This is a genomic window from Dorea sp. YH-dor226, assembly GCF_039832105.1.
Lineage (GTDB): Bacteria > Bacillota > Clostridia > Lachnospirales > Lachnospiraceae > Dorea_A.
Genome location: NZ_JBDOHS010000001.1, coordinates 154,551 through 174,513, shown reverse-complemented (window position 1 = coordinate 174,513; position 19,963 = coordinate 154,551). Strand labels below are relative to the sequence as shown.

Annotated in this window: 19 protein-coding genes and 1 tRNA gene; 13 read left to right on the top strand and 7 right to left on the bottom strand. The window is 43.7% G+C overall.

What is annotated here, in order from left to right; genetic code table 11:
- Window positions 1-355: 355 nt before the first annotated feature.
- Both ABE547_RS00950 and ABE547_RS00945 read left to right on the top strand, forming a co-directional pair.
- Entirely contained in the window at window positions 356-934 is a 579-nt protein-coding gene (locus ABE547_RS00950; RefSeq protein WP_347377003.1) for a 50S ribosomal protein L25, read from the top strand.
- Window positions 935-1,036: 102 nt separating this feature from the next.
- Entirely contained in the window at window positions 1,037-2,821 is a 1,785-nt protein-coding gene (locus tag ABE547_RS00945) for a serine hydrolase (RefSeq protein ID WP_347377002.1), read from the top strand.
- Here ABE547_RS00945 and ABE547_RS00940 read toward each other — a convergent pair.
- The 4 genes from ABE547_RS00940 to ABE547_RS00925 all read right to left on the bottom strand — a co-directional run bounded on the left by ABE547_RS00940 (window position 2,818) and on the right by ABE547_RS00925 (window position 7,128).
- Complete coding sequence (locus tag ABE547_RS00940) at window positions 2,818-3,945, bottom strand: glycerate kinase (RefSeq protein ID WP_347377001.1); 1,128 nt, start codon at window positions 3,943-3,945, stop codon at window positions 2,818-2,820. The genes ABE547_RS00945 and ABE547_RS00940 overlap by 4 nt on opposite strands.
- Before the next feature lie 120 nt (window positions 3,946-4,065).
- Complete coding sequence (locus tag ABE547_RS00935) at window positions 4,066-5,163, bottom strand: sugar diacid recognition domain-containing protein (RefSeq protein ID WP_347377000.1); 1,098 nt, start codon at window positions 5,161-5,163, stop codon at window positions 4,066-4,068.
- Window positions 5,164-5,276: 113 nt separating this feature from the next.
- Window positions 5,277-6,656, bottom strand: coding sequence for an aldehyde dehydrogenase (locus ABE547_RS00930; RefSeq protein WP_347376999.1), 1,380 nt, complete (start codon window positions 6,654-6,656; stop codon window positions 5,277-5,279).
- Window positions 6,613-7,128: an iron-containing alcohol dehydrogenase gene (locus ABE547_RS00925; RefSeq protein WP_347377152.1), complete on the bottom strand. Its 516-nt coding sequence runs from the start codon at window positions 7,126-7,128 to the stop codon at window positions 6,613-6,615. Before ABE547_RS00925 ends, ABE547_RS00930 begins: the two co-directional genes overlap by 44 nt.
- 28 nt (window positions 7,129-7,156) lie before the next feature.
- Here ABE547_RS00925 and ABE547_RS00920 point away from each other — a divergent pair, with 28 nt between their 5' ends.
- A complete protein-coding gene (locus ABE547_RS00920; RefSeq protein ID WP_347376998.1) occupies window positions 7,157-7,471 on the top strand; it encodes a hypothetical protein in 315 nt (104 codons plus the stop codon).
- A 6-nt stretch (window positions 7,472-7,477) separates the two neighbouring features.
- Here ABE547_RS00920 and ABE547_RS00915 read toward each other — a convergent pair whose 3' ends face one another.
- The gene (locus ABE547_RS00915) at window positions 7,478-7,774 is read right to left on the bottom strand and encodes a GNAT family acetyltransferase (RefSeq protein ID WP_347376997.1); all 297 of its coding nucleotides are present in this window, start codon (window positions 7,772-7,774) and stop codon (window positions 7,478-7,480) included.
- 193 nt (window positions 7,775-7,967) lie between these two features.
- Here ABE547_RS00915 and ABE547_RS00910 point away from each other — a divergent pair, with 193 nt between their 5' ends.
- On the top strand, window positions 7,968-10,451 hold the full coding sequence (locus ABE547_RS00910; RefSeq protein ID WP_347376996.1) for a glycosyltransferase family 2 protein: 2,484 nt from the start codon (window positions 7,968-7,970) through the stop codon (window positions 10,449-10,451).
- 72 nt (window positions 10,452-10,523) lie between these two features.
- On the opposite strand, the gene ABE547_RS00905 is transcribed toward ABE547_RS00910, so the two are convergent.
- Window positions 10,524-10,594: transfer RNA gene (locus tag ABE547_RS00905), tRNA-Gly, on the bottom strand.
- A gap of 149 nt (window positions 10,595-10,743) precedes the next feature.
- Here ABE547_RS00905 and ABE547_RS00900 point away from each other — a divergent pair.
- Genes ABE547_RS00900 through ABE547_RS00890 form a run of 3 tightly spaced genes read left to right on the top strand, consistent with a single transcriptional unit; the run spans window position 10,744 to window position 14,347 of the window.
- Window positions 10,744-11,442: an ABC transporter ATP-binding protein gene (locus ABE547_RS00900; RefSeq protein WP_347376995.1), complete on the top strand. Its 699-nt coding sequence runs from the start codon at window positions 10,744-10,746 to the stop codon at window positions 11,440-11,442.
- Window positions 11,443-11,460: 18 nt separating this feature from the next.
- Window positions 11,461-12,987, top strand: a complete 1,527-nt coding sequence (locus tag ABE547_RS00895) for a hypothetical protein (RefSeq protein ID WP_347376994.1) — start codon at window positions 11,461-11,463, stop codon at window positions 12,985-12,987.
- Window positions 12,953-14,347, top strand: coding sequence for an ABC transporter permease (locus ABE547_RS00890; protein ID WP_347376993.1), 1,395 nt, complete (start codon window positions 12,953-12,955; stop codon window positions 14,345-14,347). The genes ABE547_RS00895 and ABE547_RS00890 overlap by 35 nt, the downstream gene beginning before the upstream one ends.
- A gap of 12 nt (window positions 14,348-14,359) precedes the next feature.
- Here the strand turns inward: ABE547_RS00890 and ABE547_RS00885 are convergent, their stop codons facing one another.
- The gene (locus ABE547_RS00885; RefSeq protein WP_235250318.1) at window positions 14,360-14,623 is read right to left on the bottom strand and encodes a hypothetical protein; all 264 of its coding nucleotides are present in this window, start codon (window positions 14,621-14,623) and stop codon (window positions 14,360-14,362) included.
- A 244-nt stretch (window positions 14,624-14,867) separates the two neighbouring features.
- Here ABE547_RS00885 and ABE547_RS00880 point away from each other — a divergent pair, with 244 nt between their 5' ends.
- The 6 genes from ABE547_RS00880 to yedF all read left to right on the top strand — a co-directional run bounded on the left by ABE547_RS00880 (window position 14,868) and on the right by yedF (window position 19,833).
- On the top strand, window positions 14,868-15,932 hold the full coding sequence (locus ABE547_RS00880) for a PTS sugar transporter subunit IIC (RefSeq protein WP_347376992.1): 1,065 nt from the start codon (window positions 14,868-14,870) through the stop codon (window positions 15,930-15,932).
- 21 nt (window positions 15,933-15,953) lie between these two features.
- A complete protein-coding gene (locus ABE547_RS00875; RefSeq protein WP_347376991.1) occupies window positions 15,954-16,523 on the top strand; it encodes a cob(I)yrinic acid a,c-diamide adenosyltransferase in 570 nt (189 codons plus the stop codon).
- 126 nt (window positions 16,524-16,649) lie between these two features.
- Window positions 16,650-17,360: a GTP pyrophosphokinase family protein gene (locus tag ABE547_RS00870; protein WP_347376990.1), complete on the top strand. Its 711-nt coding sequence runs from the start codon at window positions 16,650-16,652 to the stop codon at window positions 17,358-17,360.
- Window positions 17,361-17,406: 46 nt separating this feature from the next.
- Entirely contained in the window at window positions 17,407-18,294 is an 888-nt protein-coding gene (locus ABE547_RS00865; RefSeq protein ID WP_235250322.1) for a YitT family protein, read from the top strand.
- Between the two features lie 154 nt (window positions 18,295-18,448).
- Window positions 18,449-19,114: a PHP domain-containing protein gene (locus tag ABE547_RS00860; protein ID WP_235250323.1), complete on the top strand. Its 666-nt coding sequence runs from the start codon at window positions 18,449-18,451 to the stop codon at window positions 19,112-19,114.
- Window positions 19,115-19,227: 113 nt separating this feature from the next.
- Entirely contained in the window at window positions 19,228-19,833 is a 606-nt protein-coding gene (yedF, locus tag ABE547_RS00855) for a sulfurtransferase-like selenium metabolism protein YedF (RefSeq protein ID WP_235250324.1), read from the top strand.
- The last annotated feature ends 130 nt before the right edge of the window (window positions 19,834-19,963 follow it).

Below are 19,963 nucleotides of genomic sequence, written 5' to 3'. Positions count from 1 at the left end.
GGACTTTACCTCTTTCATTAAACTTTGAATTAAAGAATTATGTTTTTGGTGGTTTGTCCTCCTTTTCTTTTGTTGATATTATAATATCGCGCGAAAAGGAAAATGTCAATAGGAAATCAGAAATAAAAATAAATAATTTTAAATTGTTGGAAAATTCAGACAAATAAAAATGAGATAATTGTAAGATTTGTGGATTGTGAAAGAAAAATACATGAAAAATATTGTTTCTTTGGTGAATCTTTCTATGCTATAGGTGTTATAATAACAGTGTAACAAGAAAACCTACTTAACACACCTATTTGTAATGCAAAGTGAAAGGATGCTAAGCAAGTCAGATTTTTGGAGGAAAAGATAAATGAATACTTTAAAAGCTGAAAAAAGAAGCATGGACATCAAAGCAAAGAAATTAAGAAGGGAAGGATTTGTTACCGGCAATGTATTCGGCAGAGAGATGAAGGAGTCTGTCCCGGTGAAAATGGACAAAGCAGAGGTAGACCGCCTGCTTAAAAAAAGCAATAAGGGAAGTCAGATCATGCTGGATATTGGAGGGAAGCAATATAATGTTCTGATTAAGGATATCCAATACAACCCATTAAAGGGACAGGTAGATGAGATTGATTTTCAGGCGCTGGTTAGCGATGAGAAGGTACATTCTGTAGCAGAAGTAGTGTTGCTGAATCACGACAAGGTTTTAAGTGGTGTACTTCAGCTTCAGCTGGAGGAGATTGCATTTCAGGCATATCCGTCAGCATTGGTTGACAGGGTCGAGATAGATGCAGAGGCACTTCGCATCGGACAGTCGGTGAAGGTAAAGGATCTTTCAATCGCAAAGAACAAAGAGATCGACCTGATCACAGATCCGGAAGCAACCGTTGTTACATTGAGTGAAGTGCACAATGCGGCTGTGGACGAAGACAGTGAAGCGGAAGAATAAATAAAGTATCACAGATATACGGCAGATTTCAAAAAAGAAATCTGCCGTTTTACATATGCGAAGAGATATGGTATATTTCGATTAAGTTAAGGAGGTGGCAGGATGGCAAAAGATCAGGTTGCTGTGATTGAAATGATAGTAGATATGGTACTTGGAAAGACAGAAGGGGTAAGTCGTGTGGATTTCACTCCGCAGAAAATAAGATTTCCGGAGGAATTGCCTTATGAGCAGGCTTTTGAACGTGCGACTCCTGAGAGCCAGGGGATTGAGTCAGGACGTATTGCAGAATTGATCCGGGAACTTCATGCATCAGAATATACAGATATGCACCATTTGATGATCGTAAAAGGGAAAAAGGTCATCTGTGAGTGCAGTTTTGCACCATACAGGAGTGGAATGTGGCATATCACACACTCCATGTGTAAAAGTATTACAGGAATGGCAATTGGAATGCTGATTGACGAAGGACAGCTTTCTCTGGATGAAAATGTATACAAGATATTTGCCCATAAATTGAATCCGCTGGTGAAGATATTCCGACCGGAGCTTACTGTGGAACATCTTCTTACAATGACCAGTCAGGTGAGCTTTAATGAAACTGGTGTGATTGCCGGAAATGACTGGCTGGAAGGATATCTGGATGCATCGATCGGCGGAACCCCCGGAACACAGTTTCAGTACAACAGTCTGAATACGTATGTATTATCAGCAATTATTTCAGAACGTACAGGGATGACGATGGAAGAGTATCTCAGACCGAGACTGTTTGAACCGATGGGAATTACAAGATATCTGTGGGAAACGTGTCCGAAGGGAATTACAAAAGGCGGCTGGGGACTGTTCCTGTGTGCAGAAGATATGGCAAAGCTTGGACAGCTTTATCTGGACAAAGGAATGTGGAATGGCGTTCAGCTGGTGCCTGCAAAATGGGTGGAAGAATCCACGCGCATGCATGTAGAGAGCGGAGAAGATACGTTTGGATATGGATATCAGCTGTGGATGGAAGAACGTCCGGGAAGCTTTGAATTTAATGGGATGCTTGGACAGAACGTCATTGTATATCCTGACATGGATATGGTGATTGTAACAAATGCGGGAAATAATGAGTTATTTCAGGATTGCATCATGCTGAACATTATCCGGAAGTATTTTGCACCGGATTACAGACCGGAAGATATTCTCCCGGAAAATCCATATGCATATGCAAAACTGAAACGTCTGGAAGAACAGATGCAGGATGGCACAAAGAAAAACCTCCGGATTCGAAGGGGCGGATGGCAGAAGAAAACAGACCGGAGAAGAAGTCATACTGTTCATTCTGATCTGTATTATCGTGCCAAAGAACTGGATGGGAAATGCTATGTTATGCATCCGCAGAGTGTAGGATTATATCCGCTGGTGATACAGGTTTTCCATAATAATATGACGGACGGAATCAGCCGGATTGCTTTTCGCAATTCCGAAGAGGGATTCTATATCCGCTTTCTGGAAGGCGGGCAGTGGATAGAAACAAAGATTGGCTTTAACAAAGTTGAAGAAGCATGGATTATCCTGCATGAGGAAAGTTATCTGGTAGCGGTGCAGGGAGAATTTACAAAAGATGCAGATGGGAACACCGTCCTGAAACTGGAGATGAGTTATCTTGAGGAAGCTGTAAGAAGAAAAATCTATATCAGTTTTATTGGCAACAGGATTGAGACACACTGGTACGAAACACCCGGAAAAGCATTGATCATGGAGGGATTGGAGTCGATTACAGAAGATATGATGAATCATCCGATCTATAATAAGATAAAAGAATGGGGTGGTATGGATCTGGCACACCGACTGATGGGCCAGACCATAGAACCTGTGATATATGGAGAACTGGAAGAAGGGGAATCTTAGAGCAGGCGAAATACCTGTTCTACAGATGCCCGCATGTTCTCACGCGCGTTTTCGGCTTTCATGGCATCTTCCAGTGTGGTAATACCGCGGACAATCGGGAAAAAGGCATCGATGCCGGCTTCGTTGCATGCACATGCTTCCCGGGTGACGCTTCCGGCAAATGCAATGACTTTGGCATGATATTTTTTGGCAAGTTTTGCGACACCGACAGGAGCCTTACCCATGGATGTCTGGAAGTCCAGACGTCCTTCTCCGGTAACTACAACGTCTGCATCGGCAAGCTCAGCTTCCAGATCGACAGCGTCTAAGATCAGTTCAATTCCGGGTGTGAGCGTCGCGTTCAGATATGCAAGAAACGCATATCCGAGTCCGCCGGCAGCACCTGCGCCAGGGGCAGAAGAATAGTCGTTTTCCAGAGCCTCAGAAGTGATCCGGGCAAAATGAGCCATATCCTGATCAAGACTTTCTTTGATCTTATCTGTTACACCCTTCTGTGGGCCATAGACGTAAGTGGCACCGTTTTCTCCGCAGAGCGGATTATTTACATCACATGCGACCTGAATGTGACAGTCGGCAAGCTTTGGATTCACGTGGTCTGTGCAGATGGATGCCACTTTTGCGAGAGCCTGTCCACCCTTGCCGACATCGTTGCCATGTTCGTCAAGGAAGTCATATCCGAGAGCCATCAACATTCCGATGCCGCCGTCATTTGTGGCGCTGCCGCCGATGCCTATGATAAAGTTACGGCAGCCTTTTTCGATGGCATCGTTGATCATTTCTCCGACTCCATAAGTAGTTGCAAGAAGCGGATTCTTTTCTTCTTCAGTCAACAGTGTAATTCCCGCTGCAGATGCCATCTCCATCACAGCAGTCCCGGTGTCTGAAAGATATCCATAGTAGGCGTTTACAGGAGATCCCAGTGGCCCTGTAACGGTAATATCTATGCGTTCCCCGTTCAGTCCTTCAATCAGGGCATCGGTCGTTCCCTCTCCACCGTCTGCCAGCGGTTTTACAATCACGTCGGCATCTGGATGAGCGGCGTGAACACCTTCTTTTATTGCGAGGCCCGCTTCCATGGAAGAGAGACTCCCCTTTAATGAATCAATTGCTACAACTACTTTCATAACTGAACCTCCACGATCTCTGCTTTTTACAGATTATTTATTGTGTCTATTATAACAATGAAATGAAAGGAAATATATGTTATAAAGAACAAAAATAAAATAAAAAATAAATAATAAATGTTACAAAGAATGAATATTAGAAATCAGGACAGCCAGATATAAAATGACAGCATCTTTAAAGTCACGCGGATTCAGACCGCAGATCCGATGTATCCGATCCAGTTTATACTGTAATGTATTTTTGTGAAGGTATAATTTCTGACAGGTACGGCTTAATGACTGACCTTCATTAAAATAAGTATCCAAAAGCAATCTGTCGTCTGCAGACAGAGAAGAAAGCGTTTTTTTCAGATATTCTTTCTGCGCACCGGCAGGAACGGATCCAAGAAGGATTTCCAGAGTCAGATCATCGAATAAAATGATATTTGTGTTTTTGTATTTCCGGCTTCTCAGAGCAATCCTGGCACTGTTGTAAGAAGAATGCAGGTGAAATATGCTCTCAGCGCATCCGACGCCGATGGTCAGAAGAGAAGCATTTTCCTCTGCAAATGTACGAAAAGCGGATTGATTCTGAGTAAATGAAGCTTCTTCCATCACAACAATGTATTCGTTGGGGTATTGAAAATAGTAGATCTGGGAATCCATATTCCGTAAAAGCTTATGAATCTTTTCTTCTGAGACAGAGAGGACGGAATTCGGCTGCTCCGAATGAATCTGGATGCACAGAATCCGTTTCTTTGTAGTTTCAGCCAGATGAAATGTTTTTAATTCATTTATGATATATTCCAGATTATCGATATCCCCGGAGATCAGAGACTGGATGATATACCCTTTCTTTTCGGACAGAGTATGGGCTGCAGCATTCATCTCCTGTTCCCGGATCAGAAGCCGTGTGATCTTTTCTGCAAGACAGGCATAGCTCCTTACTTCATCCGGATCTCCGGTGATCCCGATCACGGCAATCAGAGAGCCATTGTGTGCAACCGGAATATTGACTCCTTTTTCAGTACCCTGATAGATATCGTTTTCCTGAACTTCAATGACTGTCCGGGTATCGGCAGCTTTTTTCCCGATCTCATGAAATGTACCGATCCGTTGTTCATTCGTACTGGCAAAGATGATTCCCTTCTGGTTTATAAAGTTGATATCATGTCCGCAGATATCCTGTACAGTGGCTACAATCTGCTGTGCAAGCTGTCGGTTTACGGTGGTAATCATCGTTTTCCATTCCTTTCTTTTTCGTCTGAGTTCAGAATAACACAGCGTGCAGAGGATTGCACGTATTTCTTGTTCGGAGTACAATTGAGATGATAGAAGGGAGGAAAAAGATGTTACCGGAGAAATAACCGCAGCATTTTTTCTTTTAAACGGGTATATTTTTGATAGCGGATCGAGAGGTCCATCCAGGTTTTTTTGTCAACGATACTGCGCGTGTGTGTAAATGTATCAAAACCGGACTTTCCATGATAACCGCCCATACCACTTTCACCTACGCCGCCAAAAGGCATGGCGCTGGTAGCAAGATGGATGATGGTATCGTTGATACATCCGCCGCCAAAGTGACAGAGGTCCAGAATTTTTTTCTGGGCCGCTTTGTCTTCACTGAAAAAGTACAGTGCAAGCGGATGTGGATGGGATTCGACGGTGCGAATGGCTTCATCCAGTGAATCATAAGTGAGAACCGGCAGAATCGGGCCGAAGATCTCGTCTTCCATCACAGCATCTTCCCAGGTTACATCTCTCATAACAGAAGGAGCGATCCGAAGTGCAGATGAGTCAGACTGACCGCCGCAGACCAGTTTATCTTTCTGTATCAATCCAAGAAGCCTCTGAAAATGTTTTTCGTTAATGATCTTTCCATAATCAGGATTTTTTAAGGGATTTTTCCCAAACTGTATCCGGATCTCTTTTTTTATGGCCTCGATCAGATCCTGGCAGATTCTGCGGTCACATAAGATATAATCCGGAGCAACGCAGGTCTGTCCGCAGTTCAGATATTTGCCGAATACGATCCTTTTGGCCGTCAGAGGTATCTTTGCTGTATGATCTACGATACACGGACTCTTTCCTCCAAGCTCCAGGGTCACGGGCGTGAGATATTCTGCAGCATGACGAAGGACTTCTTTTCCGACTGTTTTTCCACCGGTAAAGAAGATCTTGTCAAACCTTTGGTGGAGAAGAGCCTGGTTTTCCGCACGTCCACCGGTAATCAGAGCGACATATTTTTGAGGGAAACAGTCTTCCAGGATCTGCTTCATAACAGTGCTGGTTGCAGGTGCATAAGCACTGGGTTTTACAACAACTGTATTACCTGCAGCAATGGCATCGATCAGCGGATCCAGGGTTAAGGGAACCGGATAATTCCAGGGACTCATAATCAATACCGTTCCATACGGAGCAGGAGATTGAAAGCTTCTTGCCGCAAATTGTGCAAGCGGAGTAGGAACACGTTTTTCTTTTGCAAGCCCCTTCAGATGCTTCTGCATCCAGGTGAGTTCGGACAGAGTAAGTCCGACTTCACACATATAGCTTTCCATACGGCTTTTTCCAAGATCCTTTTGCAGAGCCTCGTTGAGGTCAGATTCATGTTTTATGATAGATTCTTTCAGTTTCTTCAGCATTTCCAGACGGTAGGATACAGGAATCGTCTGTCCTGTTGCGAAGTATTTACGCTGCTTTTCCAGAATGATCTGTATTTCCTGTTCGGTCATAGTTTGTGTCCTCCTGAACTTTATGATACATCTGTTCTAATTGATCGGTTCCCCAGAGAACAGGAACCGGGTATAACGGGTTGGCTTCGTGATCAGCATATCGTGCAAGCTGCGGGATATCTTCTGTCTGAATTCCCGGAAGTGCAGCAGGGATGTTCATTGCCTGATTCATATTGCGGATATGTGCGATAAATGCATCTGCCGCTTCGGCGTCATTGCCCGAATCAGACAAGCCGCAGATGCGTGCAAGTGCTGCAAGCTTTTTATGAGCGGCAGAGCCATATGCTTCAAGTACAACCGGAAGAAGTACAGAATTGGCAAGCCCGTGGGCAATTCCGTACCTGCCTCCGAGACTGTGTGCGACTGCATGTACGTATCCGACATAGCTTTTTGTAAAAGCGGTGCCTGCAAGATAAGAAGCGCGAAGCATGTTGGCACGTGCCTGCTGGTTGCTGCCGTCCTGATAGGCAATCGGAAGATTTCAAAGGCCGGGGGTACAGATGTTTCCTGTGGGTGCGTCCATAGATATTGAACGGTTTCTGGCGGGCGAGTATTCTTATAAACATATCTTCAGCTTTGCGGATGAGCATGCAAAAGGGGATGACATCATACAGCTTCCCTCATGCAGAGCCGTTGTATCTGTGGTAAGAGACAGCGACGGAGATATCCGGGATCATTACCGGGCGATTGCAGAATATCTGAAAAAAGAAAATCTGATTCCATGTTCAGACGTATATAGTCTAAGTATTGTCAATGTCATTGATCCTCATGAAGAACGCAAATATCTGAAATATATATTTGTAACCGTCAAATGATAAGACTTATGAACCAAGGAAAATCTTCATCTTGTCCTTTTCCTTCTGTTCCCAGAAGGAGCGTCTGCTGTCAAACATTTCCTCAAGCCACAGAAGTGCTTCGTCCAGCCCCTCCTGTGTGAAGGGGAAATCTTTCTGTGTCTTGTCCTCATCCGGAGTCTGCTCAAAACACCATGGCTCCGGATAGATCCAGACGTGAAGTGTTTCCTTGTCGGCAGACAGGAAAAAGCGCATCCCATGACAGGAACCGGAATAAGGTTCCTTTTTTAATGATTTTATACATAATCCTATTGCAGAGATCATGAAGCTACCTCCCCAAATATAATCGATTAACCTATCATAGCAGATTTTTGCGGAATTTTACAGTGTTATTCCCATAATGATTTTCTGCGCATTCATGATTTCTTTGAGGGGCGGGATATCGTTTGCAGAAGAATATAAAAAATGCTATAATCAAAATTATTTCACATTACCATGACGTTTGGGAGCATGAGATATGAGCATAAAGTATTATATAGATACAAAAGTATACAGAACGAATGCCAGGGAGCGATATGTGCGCGTCGGAGGATGGGCTCTGGATACAGACGGACTGGAGATTACATTTAAGGTATTACTGAATGACCGTGAAGCAGATTATTCCGTAAACAGAGTTGCAAGAGCGGATGTATATAGAAAATATTCCAGATATTCCATCCGGGGAAAAGTGGGATTTTATCTGACAGTTCCTCTGGAAACAGAAGAACCTGAATCTGTCAGTATTTTTGCATGCAATGGGAAGACAGAAATTTGTATGGTGTACCTTAAGAAAAAAGAACTCAATAAAATCCGGGATTGCAGTATGATTGCATACCATATTGACAAAATTGAGAAGAAGAAATCAAAACTTGTAATGGAAGGCTGGGCATCGTCATCAAACGGAAATCATTCTCTTGGATATGGAATCCTGAGTGAGAATGGTGAACAGATCCGGCTGAATGTTACCAAAAGTGCGAGACCTGATCTGGTCGAGATAGGACTTGTATCAGAAAATGATAAAAACTGTGGTTTTCGCCTGGAGTTTGAAGGAGATGAGGCACACAAGTATCTGTTTGAAATCTCAGATCAGGGGAAGAAAAAGAAGATTCTGATTGATGTTAAAAATGTACTGAAAAAGCAGGAACTCAAAGCAAAAGTGGGATTTGTCCATGCTTCCATGCGATATATGCGTCCCAGGTACGCAAAAAAACTGGCAGTATATGTTCAGAGAAACGGAGTGAAGCATCTGAAAGAATATATTGTCAGAAAAGTAAACAGTACAGAGATTCCATATCAGGAGTGGTATGAAGAGCACAGAGCTTCAGAACAGGAACTGACGAAGCAGAGAAATACGGTGTTTCCGTATTGCCCGTTGATCAGTATCATCGTGCCCGTGTATAGGACTCCGCTTCCGTATTTGAGAGAAATGATCGATTCTGTAATAGCCCAGACCTATGGAAAGTGGGAACTGTGTATTGCGGATGGGAGCGAAGGGGACACTGCTGTGGAAGCAGAACTTGCAAAATATGCTGCGTCAGACAAGAGAATCAAGTTTACAGTTCTGGAAAAAAACCTGGGAATTGCCGGAAATACAAACTGCGCGATGAAACTTGCGACAGGAGAATACATCGGATTATTTGATCATGATGATATACTGGCGCCGGATGCACTGTATGAGCTGGTCTCTTCTATGCAGCAGGAGACATATGATATTCTGTATACGGATGAGGATAAGATATCGGCTGATACGAAAGAACATATGGATCCGAATTTTAAACCCGACTTCAGTATGGATCTTTTCAGATCGCATAATTATATTACGCATTTTTTTGTTGTGAAAAAAGAGATTGCGGATAAGGTCGGAGGATTCCGAAGTGAATATGACGGATCTCAGGATTATGACTTTATGTTTCGGTGTATTGAAAATTCGGATAAGATCAGACATATCCCGATGATTCTGTATCACTGGAGAATCCATATGAATTCCGTTGCCGGGGATCCGGCAAGTAAGATGTATGCCTATGAAGCAGGGAAAAGAGCTATTGAAGATCATCTGAAACGGATGAATGTAGACGCAGAAGTAGAGCATGTCGGGTTGTGGGGTATGTATCATGTAAAGTATGCTGTAAGCAGTAATCCGCTGGTTTCGGTGATCATTCCGAACAAAGATCATATCAGAGATCTGGACAAGTGTATCCTTTCCCTTCTGACAAAGAGTGTATATCAGAATTTCGAAATTATCATCGTTGAAAATAACAGTGAGAAGAAAGAAACATTTGCATATTATGAACATATTCAGAAAATCTGCAGCAAAGTAAGAGTGATCACATGGAACGATACGTTTAATTATGCAGCGATCAATAATTATGGAGTAAAATATGCAAAAGGAGAATATCTTCTGTTCCTGAATAATGATACAGAGATGATCAGTGAAGATGCAATAAAAGAAATGCTCGGACACTGCATGCGAAAGGAAGTAGGGGCTGTCGGAGCCAAGCTTTTGTATGCGGATGATACGGTGCAGCATGCAGGCGTAGTGATCGGATTTGGCAATTACGCCGGTCATGTCAATACCGGAATCGGAAGAAATGATTACGGATATATGGTGCGGGCAAGGATCAACTGCAATTACAGTGCTGTAACGGCGGCCTGTATGATGACAAAAAAATCATTGTTCCGGGAAGTGGGAGGATTTGACGAACAGTTTGTGGTTGCTTGTAATGATATTGATTATTGTCTGAAGATAAGAAATATCGGAAAGCTGATCGTATTTAATGCTTTTTCTGAGTGGTATCACTATGAATCCAAGTCAAGAGGGTATGAAGATACCGATGAAAAGATAAAACGGTTTGAAGGAGAAATTCGTAAATTTCAGAGAAAATGGCAGGATGTCCTGGAGGCAGGAGATCCCTATTATAATAAAAACTTTCCATTGAATCAGCCGCCATTTACACTGGGATAAAGCTGAGGCGGCATTTATAAAGAATCAATAAAGGCTAAGAATACCGGTTTGTGGTATTCTTAGCCTTTTCTAAGCAGATAACGGGAATCGAACCCGCCTCTCCAGCTTGGGAAGCTGGCGTTCTACCGATGAACTATATCTGCATGTATATATTATAATACTCTGGCTATGAAAATTCAATATTAAGAAAATCTTCATTCTTTTCCTCGGAAGTCTTTAGAGTTATCTGATATATTGGTAATGTCAGAGGGTAATGACTCTCATTTTTTGCTTTTGGCAACAGGAGGTACCTATGAAAAAAGTAATTGAAGTCAGAAATCTGTATAAATTATATCGAGTTGGTGACGAAGTAGTCCGGGCTCTGGATGGTGTGGATTTTGACATTTATGAAGGAGAGTTCTGTGCTATTGTGGGAACCTCCGGATCCGGAAAGTCAACACTTCTCAATATGCTTGCAGGTCTGGAAAAACCAACGAAGGGAGAGATCCTGATCACAGGACAGCATATTGAAAAAATGAACGAAGAACAGCTGGTAAAGTTTCGAAGAGAGAATGTTGGATTTATCTTCCAGTCATTTCATCTGATGGGAACGATGAATGCACAGGAAAATGTGGCACTTCCCTTAAGTTTTCAGGGGATTCCCAGGAATATCCGGATGAAGAAAGCGGAAGAGATGCTGGAACTGGTGAATCTGAAGCAACATAAAAATCATCTCCCGAACCAGATGTCCGGCGGACAACAGCAGCGTGTCGGAGTTGCAAGAGCACTGGTGGTTGATCCGGGAATTATCTTCGCGGATGAACCGACCGGGAATCTTGATTCACACACGTCGGAAGATGTAATGCGATTGATGCAGAGAGTAGTAAAGGAACAAAAAAAGACTTTGGTAATGGTAACACATGATAATCATCTGGCGTCCTATGCAGACAGGGTATTTCATATCATGGACGGAAAGATTCTGAAGATAGAAGATCGCCGGGAGAATGAGTAAAGGGAGGGTATATAGAAGATGAACGGAAAAGAACGGATAAGAAAATGGAAAAAACGAATGGCAGGGATGCTTGTAGCAGTATTGACTGCGGTATCTGTGCTGCCGGCCGGAGCTTTTGCGGCAGTACAGGATATCACAATTACGTCAAAAGAGAAAAAGGTTCCAACCTATCAGGCGGGAAAGTCACAGAAATGGACGCTTACGGTAACGAACCGGACATCAGGGGATCTGGAAAATGTTGTGCTTGGCCCGCAGCTGGGGGATAAGAACGATGACTGGCCGTTTAAGACGGAGGTGCAGGATTATCAGCAGGAACTTGGCGCATTGAAGGACGGAGAATCTGTAGATGTGACATTCGAGTTTACGCAGAGAGAAGATATCAAAACAGAGAGATATACGATTCAGTTTGTAGCATCAGCGATATCCAAAAAGGATGGAAAGGAAACGCTGATAGAAACATCACAGAAACTTTATGTATATACGACTGCAAAGCCGGAAGAAAAGAAAGAGACTACAAAAACGGAAGAAAAAGGTACTCAGAACGTGATGTCCGGAGAAGATGCACTGGTGGAAGCGGGCGGATACAGCAATGGCGGCGTCTCTTACAGTGGAGGCGGAGGAGCATCCGGAGACGGTTCGGTTCCAAGAGTCATCGTAACGGGATTTACGACGGATCCTGCAGAAGTAAAGGCAGGCACGAACTTCAAGCTTACGATCCATCTGAAAAACACATCAAAAACCACCAGAGTACGCAATATGTTATTTGACCTGATGGCACCGACGGAAGGTGCTGATGAGCAGACGGCATCGCCGGCCTTTTTGCCGGCATCCGGTTCCAGTACGATCTATCTGGAGGGAATTCCTGCGAATGGAACGGCAGATATCTCCATCCAGCTGAATGCAAAATCAGATCTCCTTCAGAAGCCGTACAGCATTGAACTGAGTATGAAGTATGAAGATGCATATGCAGCTCAGATTGAATCTTCCTCCAGTATATCGATTCCGGTCAAGCAGGATGCGCGGTTTGAATTCAGTAATTTTGAAATCAGTCCGGAGTGCATCGAGGTCGGAGAAGAAGCCAATGTGATGTGCAGCCTGTATAATCTCGGACGTATTAAACTTTACAATGTAAAAGCTGTTTTTGAAGGATCATGTATTGAAAAGGAAGAAGTATTTGTCGGAAATGTGGAGTCCGGTTCTACTGCACAGATTGATGCTATGCTGGAAGGGAAAAATGCAACGGAGGGACCGGCCAGGGTTACCATGACACTGAGTTATGAGGATGAGTCAGGAAATGTATCCAAGTCTGAACAGGAACTCCAGCTTGAAGTAACAGAACAGATGGAAGAAGAGATGATGCCCTCTGACATGGGAGAAGAAAGCCAGGGCGGCTTCCCGGTGGTTCCGGTGATCGTAGTTTTGTTGATTGCAATTGCGATTGCGGCAGTGGTGATATGGAGAAAAAGGAAACAAAAGAAACAGGCGCAGGGGGAAGAGGAGGAATTGCTGAATGAGTTGGAACGATCTTCTGAGGATGAGCGTTAGCAATCTGCGAAGGAGAAAGCTTCGGACCTTTCTGACGGTTCTTGGTGTGTTGATCGGAACGGCTTCCATTGTAGTCATGATCTCTCTGGGACTTGGAATGCAGCAGGCACTCTATCGGGAGGTGGAACAGTCAGGCGGTCTGAACACCATTCGTGTGACCGGTGCAAGCGTTGGAGAATCGATGATGTACTATGGGGAAGGTGAGGAGGAACCATCCAAATATGTGGACGATAAACTGATCGGGAAACTGTCAGAGATGGAACATGTTACCCTGGCATCTCCGGTCTATGAGATGTCTGTTCTGCTGCTGAAGGGGCAATATGAAGGATGGGCGCAGTTGGTAGGTATGACACCGGAAGCTCTGGAGGCGATGAATATCCCGCTGGCAGAGGGGGCACTTCCGAAGGCGAACAGCGGACATCTGGAACTGCTTTACGGTAACGGGATTATCACGAATTTTTATGAGAAAAATTCATATGAAGGCTATTATGATACCGGAGAACTTCCGGATATTGATCTGGCCAGAGATTCTCTGTTCCTGATCACGGATCAGGACGCTTATTATAATAGTCAGAATCAAAGCATGGGAGGTGACATATCTTCCACAGATGGAAGCGAGATAACCAAACCTGCAACAAAACATGTGGTAACGGCCAGTGGTGTTGTTGAAGGCGGCCCGGAAGATTACAATTCATATTATTATTATGTATACTGTGATCTGGATACATTGAAACAGGTTCTGAAAAAGGAATATTCAGGAAGAACCATTCCGGGACAGCCGACGACCAAATCTGGAAAGCCGTATAAGGAATTTTATTATTCATCGGCAAAGGTGAAGGTAGATGATATCAATCATGTGGATGAGGTGGCTGCCTCTATCAGAGAAATGGGATATAACGTAGAAACAAATGCTGAATATCTGGACAGTATGAAGAGTCAGTTTGCGATCGTTCAGGCAGTACTTGGAGGAATCGGAGCGGTGTCGCTTCTTGTAGCAGCCATTGGAATCGCCAATACGATGATGATGTCCATCTATGAAAGGACAAAAGAGATTGGTGTCATGAAGGTATTGGGATGCAGTCTCAAAAATATACGCCAGATGTTTCTTCTGGAAGCAGCCTTCATCGGATTCCTTGGCGGAATTGCCGGAAATATTTTAAGCTTTCTGATGTCTGCAGTAGTTAATTTTGTAACCGGACATGGAGCCGCAATGGGATTTGACGGCAATATTTCCTATATTCCATGGTGGCTGGTGCTTCTCGCACTTGGATTTGCGGTGCTGGTCGGTGTTGCGGCGGGATATTTCCCGGCAAAACGGGCGATGAAACTCAGCCCTCTTGCAGCAATTCGTAATGAATAAAAAAGATCCGGATCATTCTTCAATGATCTGGATCTCAAGATAGTCAATATCTATGGAATCCACAAAATTGTCCTGATAAAAACGGGTTTTGTCATGACGGCGGAATTCATCGATATTAGAATCAAGCCATATGGGCTTGCTTAAGTCAAATTCATAACAGATCTCATCCAGTGAGTGGAATATTTTATGGGTCCGGGTATCGTCCGTATCATTACATATGACGGTATCGCGGACCATTCTGTTGTCTTTCCATTCTTTTCCCCATAAACGGAACATATGCATATCTCCTTTTGAACAGTACAGAAAAGTGATTGTCCTGTATCATATAATAGTTCAAAGTATAGCGGATTTCAGGCGGGAAGTAAAGAATGAATCCGGGAATTATAAGAGTATCTTGTTTTTCCATGTGTTCTGTGATAAACTCTCCACATGTGACAAGACATATGTAAATAACAGATGAGACTTCTGTGCTCTGGTGACAGCAGTGCATTGGTCTGAATATGGAATGAGGAGAATGGATATGGAAAAGATTAAAAAAGTGTTGGATCGCATATTTATTGAAGGATTGAGTGCAATGGCCCATGGGCTTTTTGCAACACTGATCATTGGAACGATTATTCAGCAGATCGGAACGCTGCTCGGTGGAAATGTAGGAGATCTGATCTATGTGACAGGTAAGATCGCTGCATCTCTTACAGGAGCAGGTATCGGTGTGGCCGTGGCATATAAGTTTAAAGAAGCACCGCTTGTGGTCGTGTCTGCAGCAACGGCCGGAATGATCGGCGCGTTTGCAAGTAATGTACTTGCAGGTACACTTCTGGTCGACGGTGCAATGGTATATGCGGGACCGGGAGAGCCGCTGGGTGCATTCATTGCGGCGTATGTTGGAATCTTTTTCGGACATATGGTATCTGGAAAAACCAAGGTGGATATACTGGTAACACCGATTGTTACGATAGGAACGGGAGCGGCAGTAGGGCTGCTGATCGGACCTCCGATCTCGGGATTTATGACCTGGCTTGGTTCTCTGATCAATTGGGGAACAGAACAGCAGCCATTCCTGATGGGAATTGTGGTATCTGTATTGATGGGTATGATCCTGACACTTCCAATCAGCTCCGCTGCACTTGGAATTATCCTGAATCTCTCCGGGTTGGCAGCAGGTGCGGCTACAGTAGGATGCTGCTGTAATATGGTTGGATTTGCGATAGCAAGCTATCGTGAAAATAAGATTGGAGGACTTCTGGCACAGGGAATCGGAACTTCCATGCTTCAGGTGCCGAATATTGTAAAGAAGCCGGTGATCTGGCTCCCGGTGATTTTGTCCAGTGCGGTTCTGGGACCGGTCGGAACGCTGGCGCTGCATATGACGAACAATGCGACCGGATCCGGAATGGGAACGGCCGGTCTGGTTGGACAGATCATGACCTGGCAGACGATGATACAGACAGAAGCTGCTGTGGTTGTGTTGGGTAAGATCCTTCTGATTCAGGTGATTCTTCCGGCAATTGTGACCCTTGTAATCTCAGAATTTATGAGAAAGAAAGGGTGGATCAAGTTTGGTGATATGAAACTGGAATTCTAAGAGAAAATCTGCTATCATAGAATGCATCAAACAGCATTTCAGCATAAAGAAAGCAGGGGATACTATATGCAGGGTACAGGAAGAATACATATGTATTACGGGGACGGAAAGGGAAAGACAACTGCTGCGATGGGACAGGCAATCCGTGCCGCGGGATATGGGTTACAGGTACTGGTGTTTCAGTTTTTGAAGGATAATTCTTCCAACGAGCGCAAGATACTTGAACAGATACCGGGGATTACCTGCCTTCCGGGGCGTGAGCCGGTTAAGTTTGTAAGCAGGATGAACGGGGATGAAAAGGCTGAGCTTCGCCATTACAATAATAAAGCGCTGGATGAGATTATCAAGTTCTGTTCACCGTTTGACATGCTTGTACTGGATGAGGCGTTATGTGCGATTCAGCTGAATGTATTGAGCGAAGAGAAGATGATGAGTTTTCTGCAGCACAAGCCACGCGGGCTGGAAGTGGTCCTGACTGGTCATGTTGTATCGCAGGAACTTCTGGATCTGGCAGATTACGCAACGATGATGATGAAGGTAAAGCACCCATATGACAAGGGAAAGCTTGCCAGAGAGGGGATTGAATTCTGACTGCGGATGCAGGAAGGATGACTTTTATTAAATAAGTGTGAAAATCATGACAATAGCATGACCATATGATATACTATATACAGTACTTGTTTAACTCTTCGGCAAGAGAGGAGAGAAAAACATCATATGGAAAATGCAATAAAAAATTATGAAGATGTGGATAGCTGGAAGACGATCATGTTTCTTTATAATTCAGCGATCAAGGAAGTGGGGACAAAGCTTGAGATACTGAATGATGAATTCCAGCATGTACATCAGTATAATCCGATTGAGCATATTAAAACGCGTGTGAAAACACCGGAAAGCATCGTAAAGAAGCTTCGCAAATATGGATATGAGATCTCGATCGAGAACATGGTAAAATATGTAAATGACATCGCAGGTGTAAGACTGATCTGTTCATTTACATCTGATATTTATCGATTGGCGGAGATGATCGGAAACCAGAGTGATCTGAAGGTATTATCGATCAAGGATTATATTAAGAATCCGAAGGAAAGCGGATATAAGAGCTACCATATGCTCGTATCCGTTCCGATCTTCCTCTCGGACAGTGTGGTGGATACAAAAGTAGAGATTCAGATACGGACAATTGCAATGGATTTCTGGGCGAGTCTGGAACATAAAATATATTATAAATTTGAGGGAAATGCACCGGAATATATCAGCCGGGACTTGAAGGAATGTGCGGATATGGTTTCAACGCTGGATGAAAAGATGCTGTCGTTGAATGAAGCAATCCGTGAATGTCTGGAACAACAAGAAGAGTTAAATGAAAGTGCAGAGAATAAAAAAGATAATCAGCAGGACGGTCAGGTTCTGCAGAGCCTGGATTAATTTCCGGGTTTCTTTTTTGTATAATTTTATTTAGAGGAGAAGAAAGATGTTGAGTAAATTGAGCGGAAAAAGAAAAGCAGGACTGGTACAGGCCACATATGCTGTTGGAGGAAGCCTGTTGTTTGCAATAGGGGTGAATCTGATCATTACCCCTCTTGGACTTTACAATGGGGGATTTATGGGTGTATCCCAGCTGCTTCGAACATTTATTGTAAGCTTTCTCCATGTTCCCATTCCCTCCGGCGTGGATCTGGCAGGTATCATCTATTTTCTGATCAATGTTCCGCTGCTTTATATGGGACTTCGAATTATGGGAAAGACATTTGCAGTCAAAACACTGATTACGGTCGGGGTTCAGAGTCTGTTTCTTACGCTTGTTCCGGTACCGCCGGTTCCGGTGATCGAGGATTATCTTACAGCGTGTATTGTGGGAGGTATCGTTGCAGGAACGGGGACGGGGCTGATTCTGAGAGGCAGAAGTTCCAGCGGCGGCCAGGATATTATCGGGCTTTGCTGTTCAAAGAGGTATCCGAATGTCAGTGTCGGAAAAATCAACATTCTTATGAATGTCTGTGTATATGCCATCTGCCTGTTTATGTTTAATGTGGAGATCGTGATTTACTCGTTGATTTATACGACGGCGCTTGCAATGGCGATTGACCGTGTACATATCCAGAATATCAATACCAGTGCCATGATATTTACCAAGAAGGAAGGTATCTCGAAAGCAATTATGGAACAGACGGGACGGGGCGTTACCAATTGGGATGGAGAAGGGGCATATACCAATAAGGCAGCACACATTCTGTTTGTAATGATTTCCAAGTATGAGGTAAACCAGATCCGCGAGATCGTGCACAGTATAGATCCGAATGCATTTATGATATTTACGGAAGGGTGTTCGGTAGACGGTAATTTTGAAAAGAGATTATAAGAAATATATCAGAAAGACTAATAGATAGTGTCTATAAAAATATACCTGTCATTAAAATTCTCTATTTGATGAAGACTAATGAAATTACTATAATGTAAGAAAGAATGTACAGATTATGTAGTCGAAACGCAAAAAAGAAAAGGAGCATGACAGGATGTTTATTGATATGCATATGCATGAGATGACATATTCAAAAGACAGTTTTCTGCAGCTGGACGAGATCGTACAGATTGCGAAGCAAAAAGGGCTTGGTGCGGTGTGTATTACGGATCATGACAGTATGGGGCTGAAAGAATATGCGGCAGAATACTCGCAGAAGACAGGGTTTCCTGTATTTGTGGGGATTGAGTTCTTTTCCCTCCAGGGGGATATCGTGGCATTTGGGATCGACGAGTATCCCGGAGAAAGAATCCCGGCACAGGAATTTATTGATCTGGTAAAAAAACAGAATGGGGTCTGCTTCGCAGCACATCCATTTCGCAATAATAAACGGGGACTTGAAGAAAACCTGCGTACAGTAACCGGACTGGACGGGATTGAGGTTCTGAACGGCAGTACTTCTGTGGAAGCCTGTCAGAAGGCTGCAAGATACGCAATGGAACTTGGATATTATACAATTGGTTCCAGTGATTGTCATGTCCCGGAAAAAGTCGGCGTATGTGCGACGTGGTTCCCGGAGGAAGTGCGTACGATGGAAGAATTCCTGTCTGCTTTTCGCAGAGGAGAGATGCGGCCGGCATATTATGCAGACGGCGCGTATCATGTTCTGGAGATACAAGAGTATGGAAGAGGCATGCCTCGTGTAGGATACGGGACGTAATTCTTTCAGGCTTTTACATAATAATTTAAAAAACCATTTACCTTTTATACAAACAGTGATAGAATATATCTATATGTGTTGGGGTAATGGCATCAAGGAAAGGTGGAATCATCATGATTACAGTCAACGCAATGGGAGACAATTGTCCAATCCCAGTCATTAAGACGAAAAAGGCAATGCAGGCACTTACCGGTCCGGACACAATTGAGGTTCTCGTTGATAACGAGATCGCAGTGCAGAACGTAACTAAGCTTGGAGCTGGTTCAGGAGCAAAAGTGTCATCTGAAAAGCTCGGGGATGCAGAGTATAAAGTTACGATTCAGATGGACGGAGCACCGGCAGAAAGCAGCCAGGATGAGGTTGTATGTGCGCCTGATGCCAGGGACAATACGGTTGTTGTAGTTTCTTCTGACCGCATGGGTGTGGGAAATGATGAACTCGGCAAGGTGTTAATAAAAGGATTCATATTTGCAGTTACACAGTTGGATACTCTGCCAAAGACAATGTTATTCTATAATGGAGGAGCAACTCTGACAACAGAGGGATCAGATTCTCTGGAGGATCTGAAGTCTTTGGAGGCACAGGGCGTTGAGATCATGACCTGTGGAACTTGTCTGGATTACTATGGACTGAAAGAGAAGCTGGCAGTAGGTTCTGTGACAAACATGTACAGTATTGTTGAGACCATGGCCAAAGCTGGCAGAATTATCAGACCTTAATCGTTGATCAAGTTTGTGTGAAGAGGGATTGTTGTAGAATGTGAACTACTATTTTACAACAATCCCTTTTTAAGAATGTGTAAAAACAATAATCCTTTAGAATGAATGTAAGCTACAGGAGGAAGAATGA

What these genes read in the sequence shown, in the direction of transcription:
- ABE547_RS00950 (WP_347377003.1), top strand. Translation starts at nt 356, where the DNA reads ATGAATACTTTAAAAGCTGAAAAAAGAAGCATGGACATCAAAGCAAAG.
- ABE547_RS00945 (WP_347377002.1), top strand. Translation starts at nt 1,037, where the DNA reads ATGGCAAAAGATCAGGTTGCTGTGATTGAAATGATAGTAGATATGGTA.
- ABE547_RS00940 (WP_347377001.1), bottom strand. Translation starts at nt 3,945, where the DNA reads ATGAAAGTAGTTGTAGCAATTGATTCATTAAAGGGGAGTCTCTCTTCC.
- ABE547_RS00935 (WP_347377000.1), bottom strand. Translation starts at nt 5,163, where the DNA reads ATGATTACCACCGTAAACCGACAGCTTGCACAGCAGATTGTAGCCACT.
- ABE547_RS00930 (WP_347376999.1), bottom strand. Translation starts at nt 6,656, where the DNA reads ATGACCGAACAGGAAATACAGATCATTCTGGAAAAGCAGCGTAAATAC.
- ABE547_RS00920 (WP_347376998.1), top strand. Translation starts at nt 7,157, where the DNA reads ATGTTTCCTGTGGGTGCGTCCATAGATATTGAACGGTTTCTGGCGGGC.
- ABE547_RS00915 (WP_347376997.1), bottom strand. Translation starts at nt 7,774, where the DNA reads ATGATCTCTGCAATAGGATTATGTATAAAATCATTAAAAAAGGAACCT.
- ABE547_RS00910 (WP_347376996.1), top strand. Translation starts at nt 7,968, where the DNA reads ATGAGCATAAAGTATTATATAGATACAAAAGTATACAGAACGAATGCC.
- ABE547_RS00900 (WP_347376995.1), top strand. Translation starts at nt 10,744, where the DNA reads ATGAAAAAAGTAATTGAAGTCAGAAATCTGTATAAATTATATCGAGTT.
- ABE547_RS00895 (WP_347376994.1), top strand. Translation starts at nt 11,461, where the DNA reads ATGAACGGAAAAGAACGGATAAGAAAATGGAAAAAACGAATGGCAGGG.
- ABE547_RS00890 (WP_347376993.1), top strand. Translation starts at nt 12,953, where the DNA reads ATGAGTTGGAACGATCTTCTGAGGATGAGCGTTAGCAATCTGCGAAGG.
- ABE547_RS00885 (WP_235250318.1), bottom strand. Translation starts at nt 14,623, where the DNA reads ATGTTCCGTTTATGGGGAAAAGAATGGAAAGACAACAGAATGGTCCGC.
- ABE547_RS00880 (WP_347376992.1), top strand. Translation starts at nt 14,868, where the DNA reads ATGGAAAAGATTAAAAAAGTGTTGGATCGCATATTTATTGAAGGATTG.
- ABE547_RS00875 (WP_347376991.1), top strand. Translation starts at nt 15,954, where the DNA reads ATGCATCAAACAGCATTTCAGCATAAAGAAAGCAGGGGATACTATATG.
- ABE547_RS00870 (WP_347376990.1), top strand. Translation starts at nt 16,650, where the DNA reads ATGGAAAATGCAATAAAAAATTATGAAGATGTGGATAGCTGGAAGACG.
- ABE547_RS00865 (WP_235250322.1), top strand. Translation starts at nt 17,407, where the DNA reads ATGTTGAGTAAATTGAGCGGAAAAAGAAAAGCAGGACTGGTACAGGCC.
- ABE547_RS00860 (WP_235250323.1), top strand. Translation starts at nt 18,449, where the DNA reads ATGTTTATTGATATGCATATGCATGAGATGACATATTCAAAAGACAGT.
- yedF (WP_235250324.1), top strand. Translation starts at nt 19,228, where the DNA reads ATGATTACAGTCAACGCAATGGGAGACAATTGTCCAATCCCAGTCATT.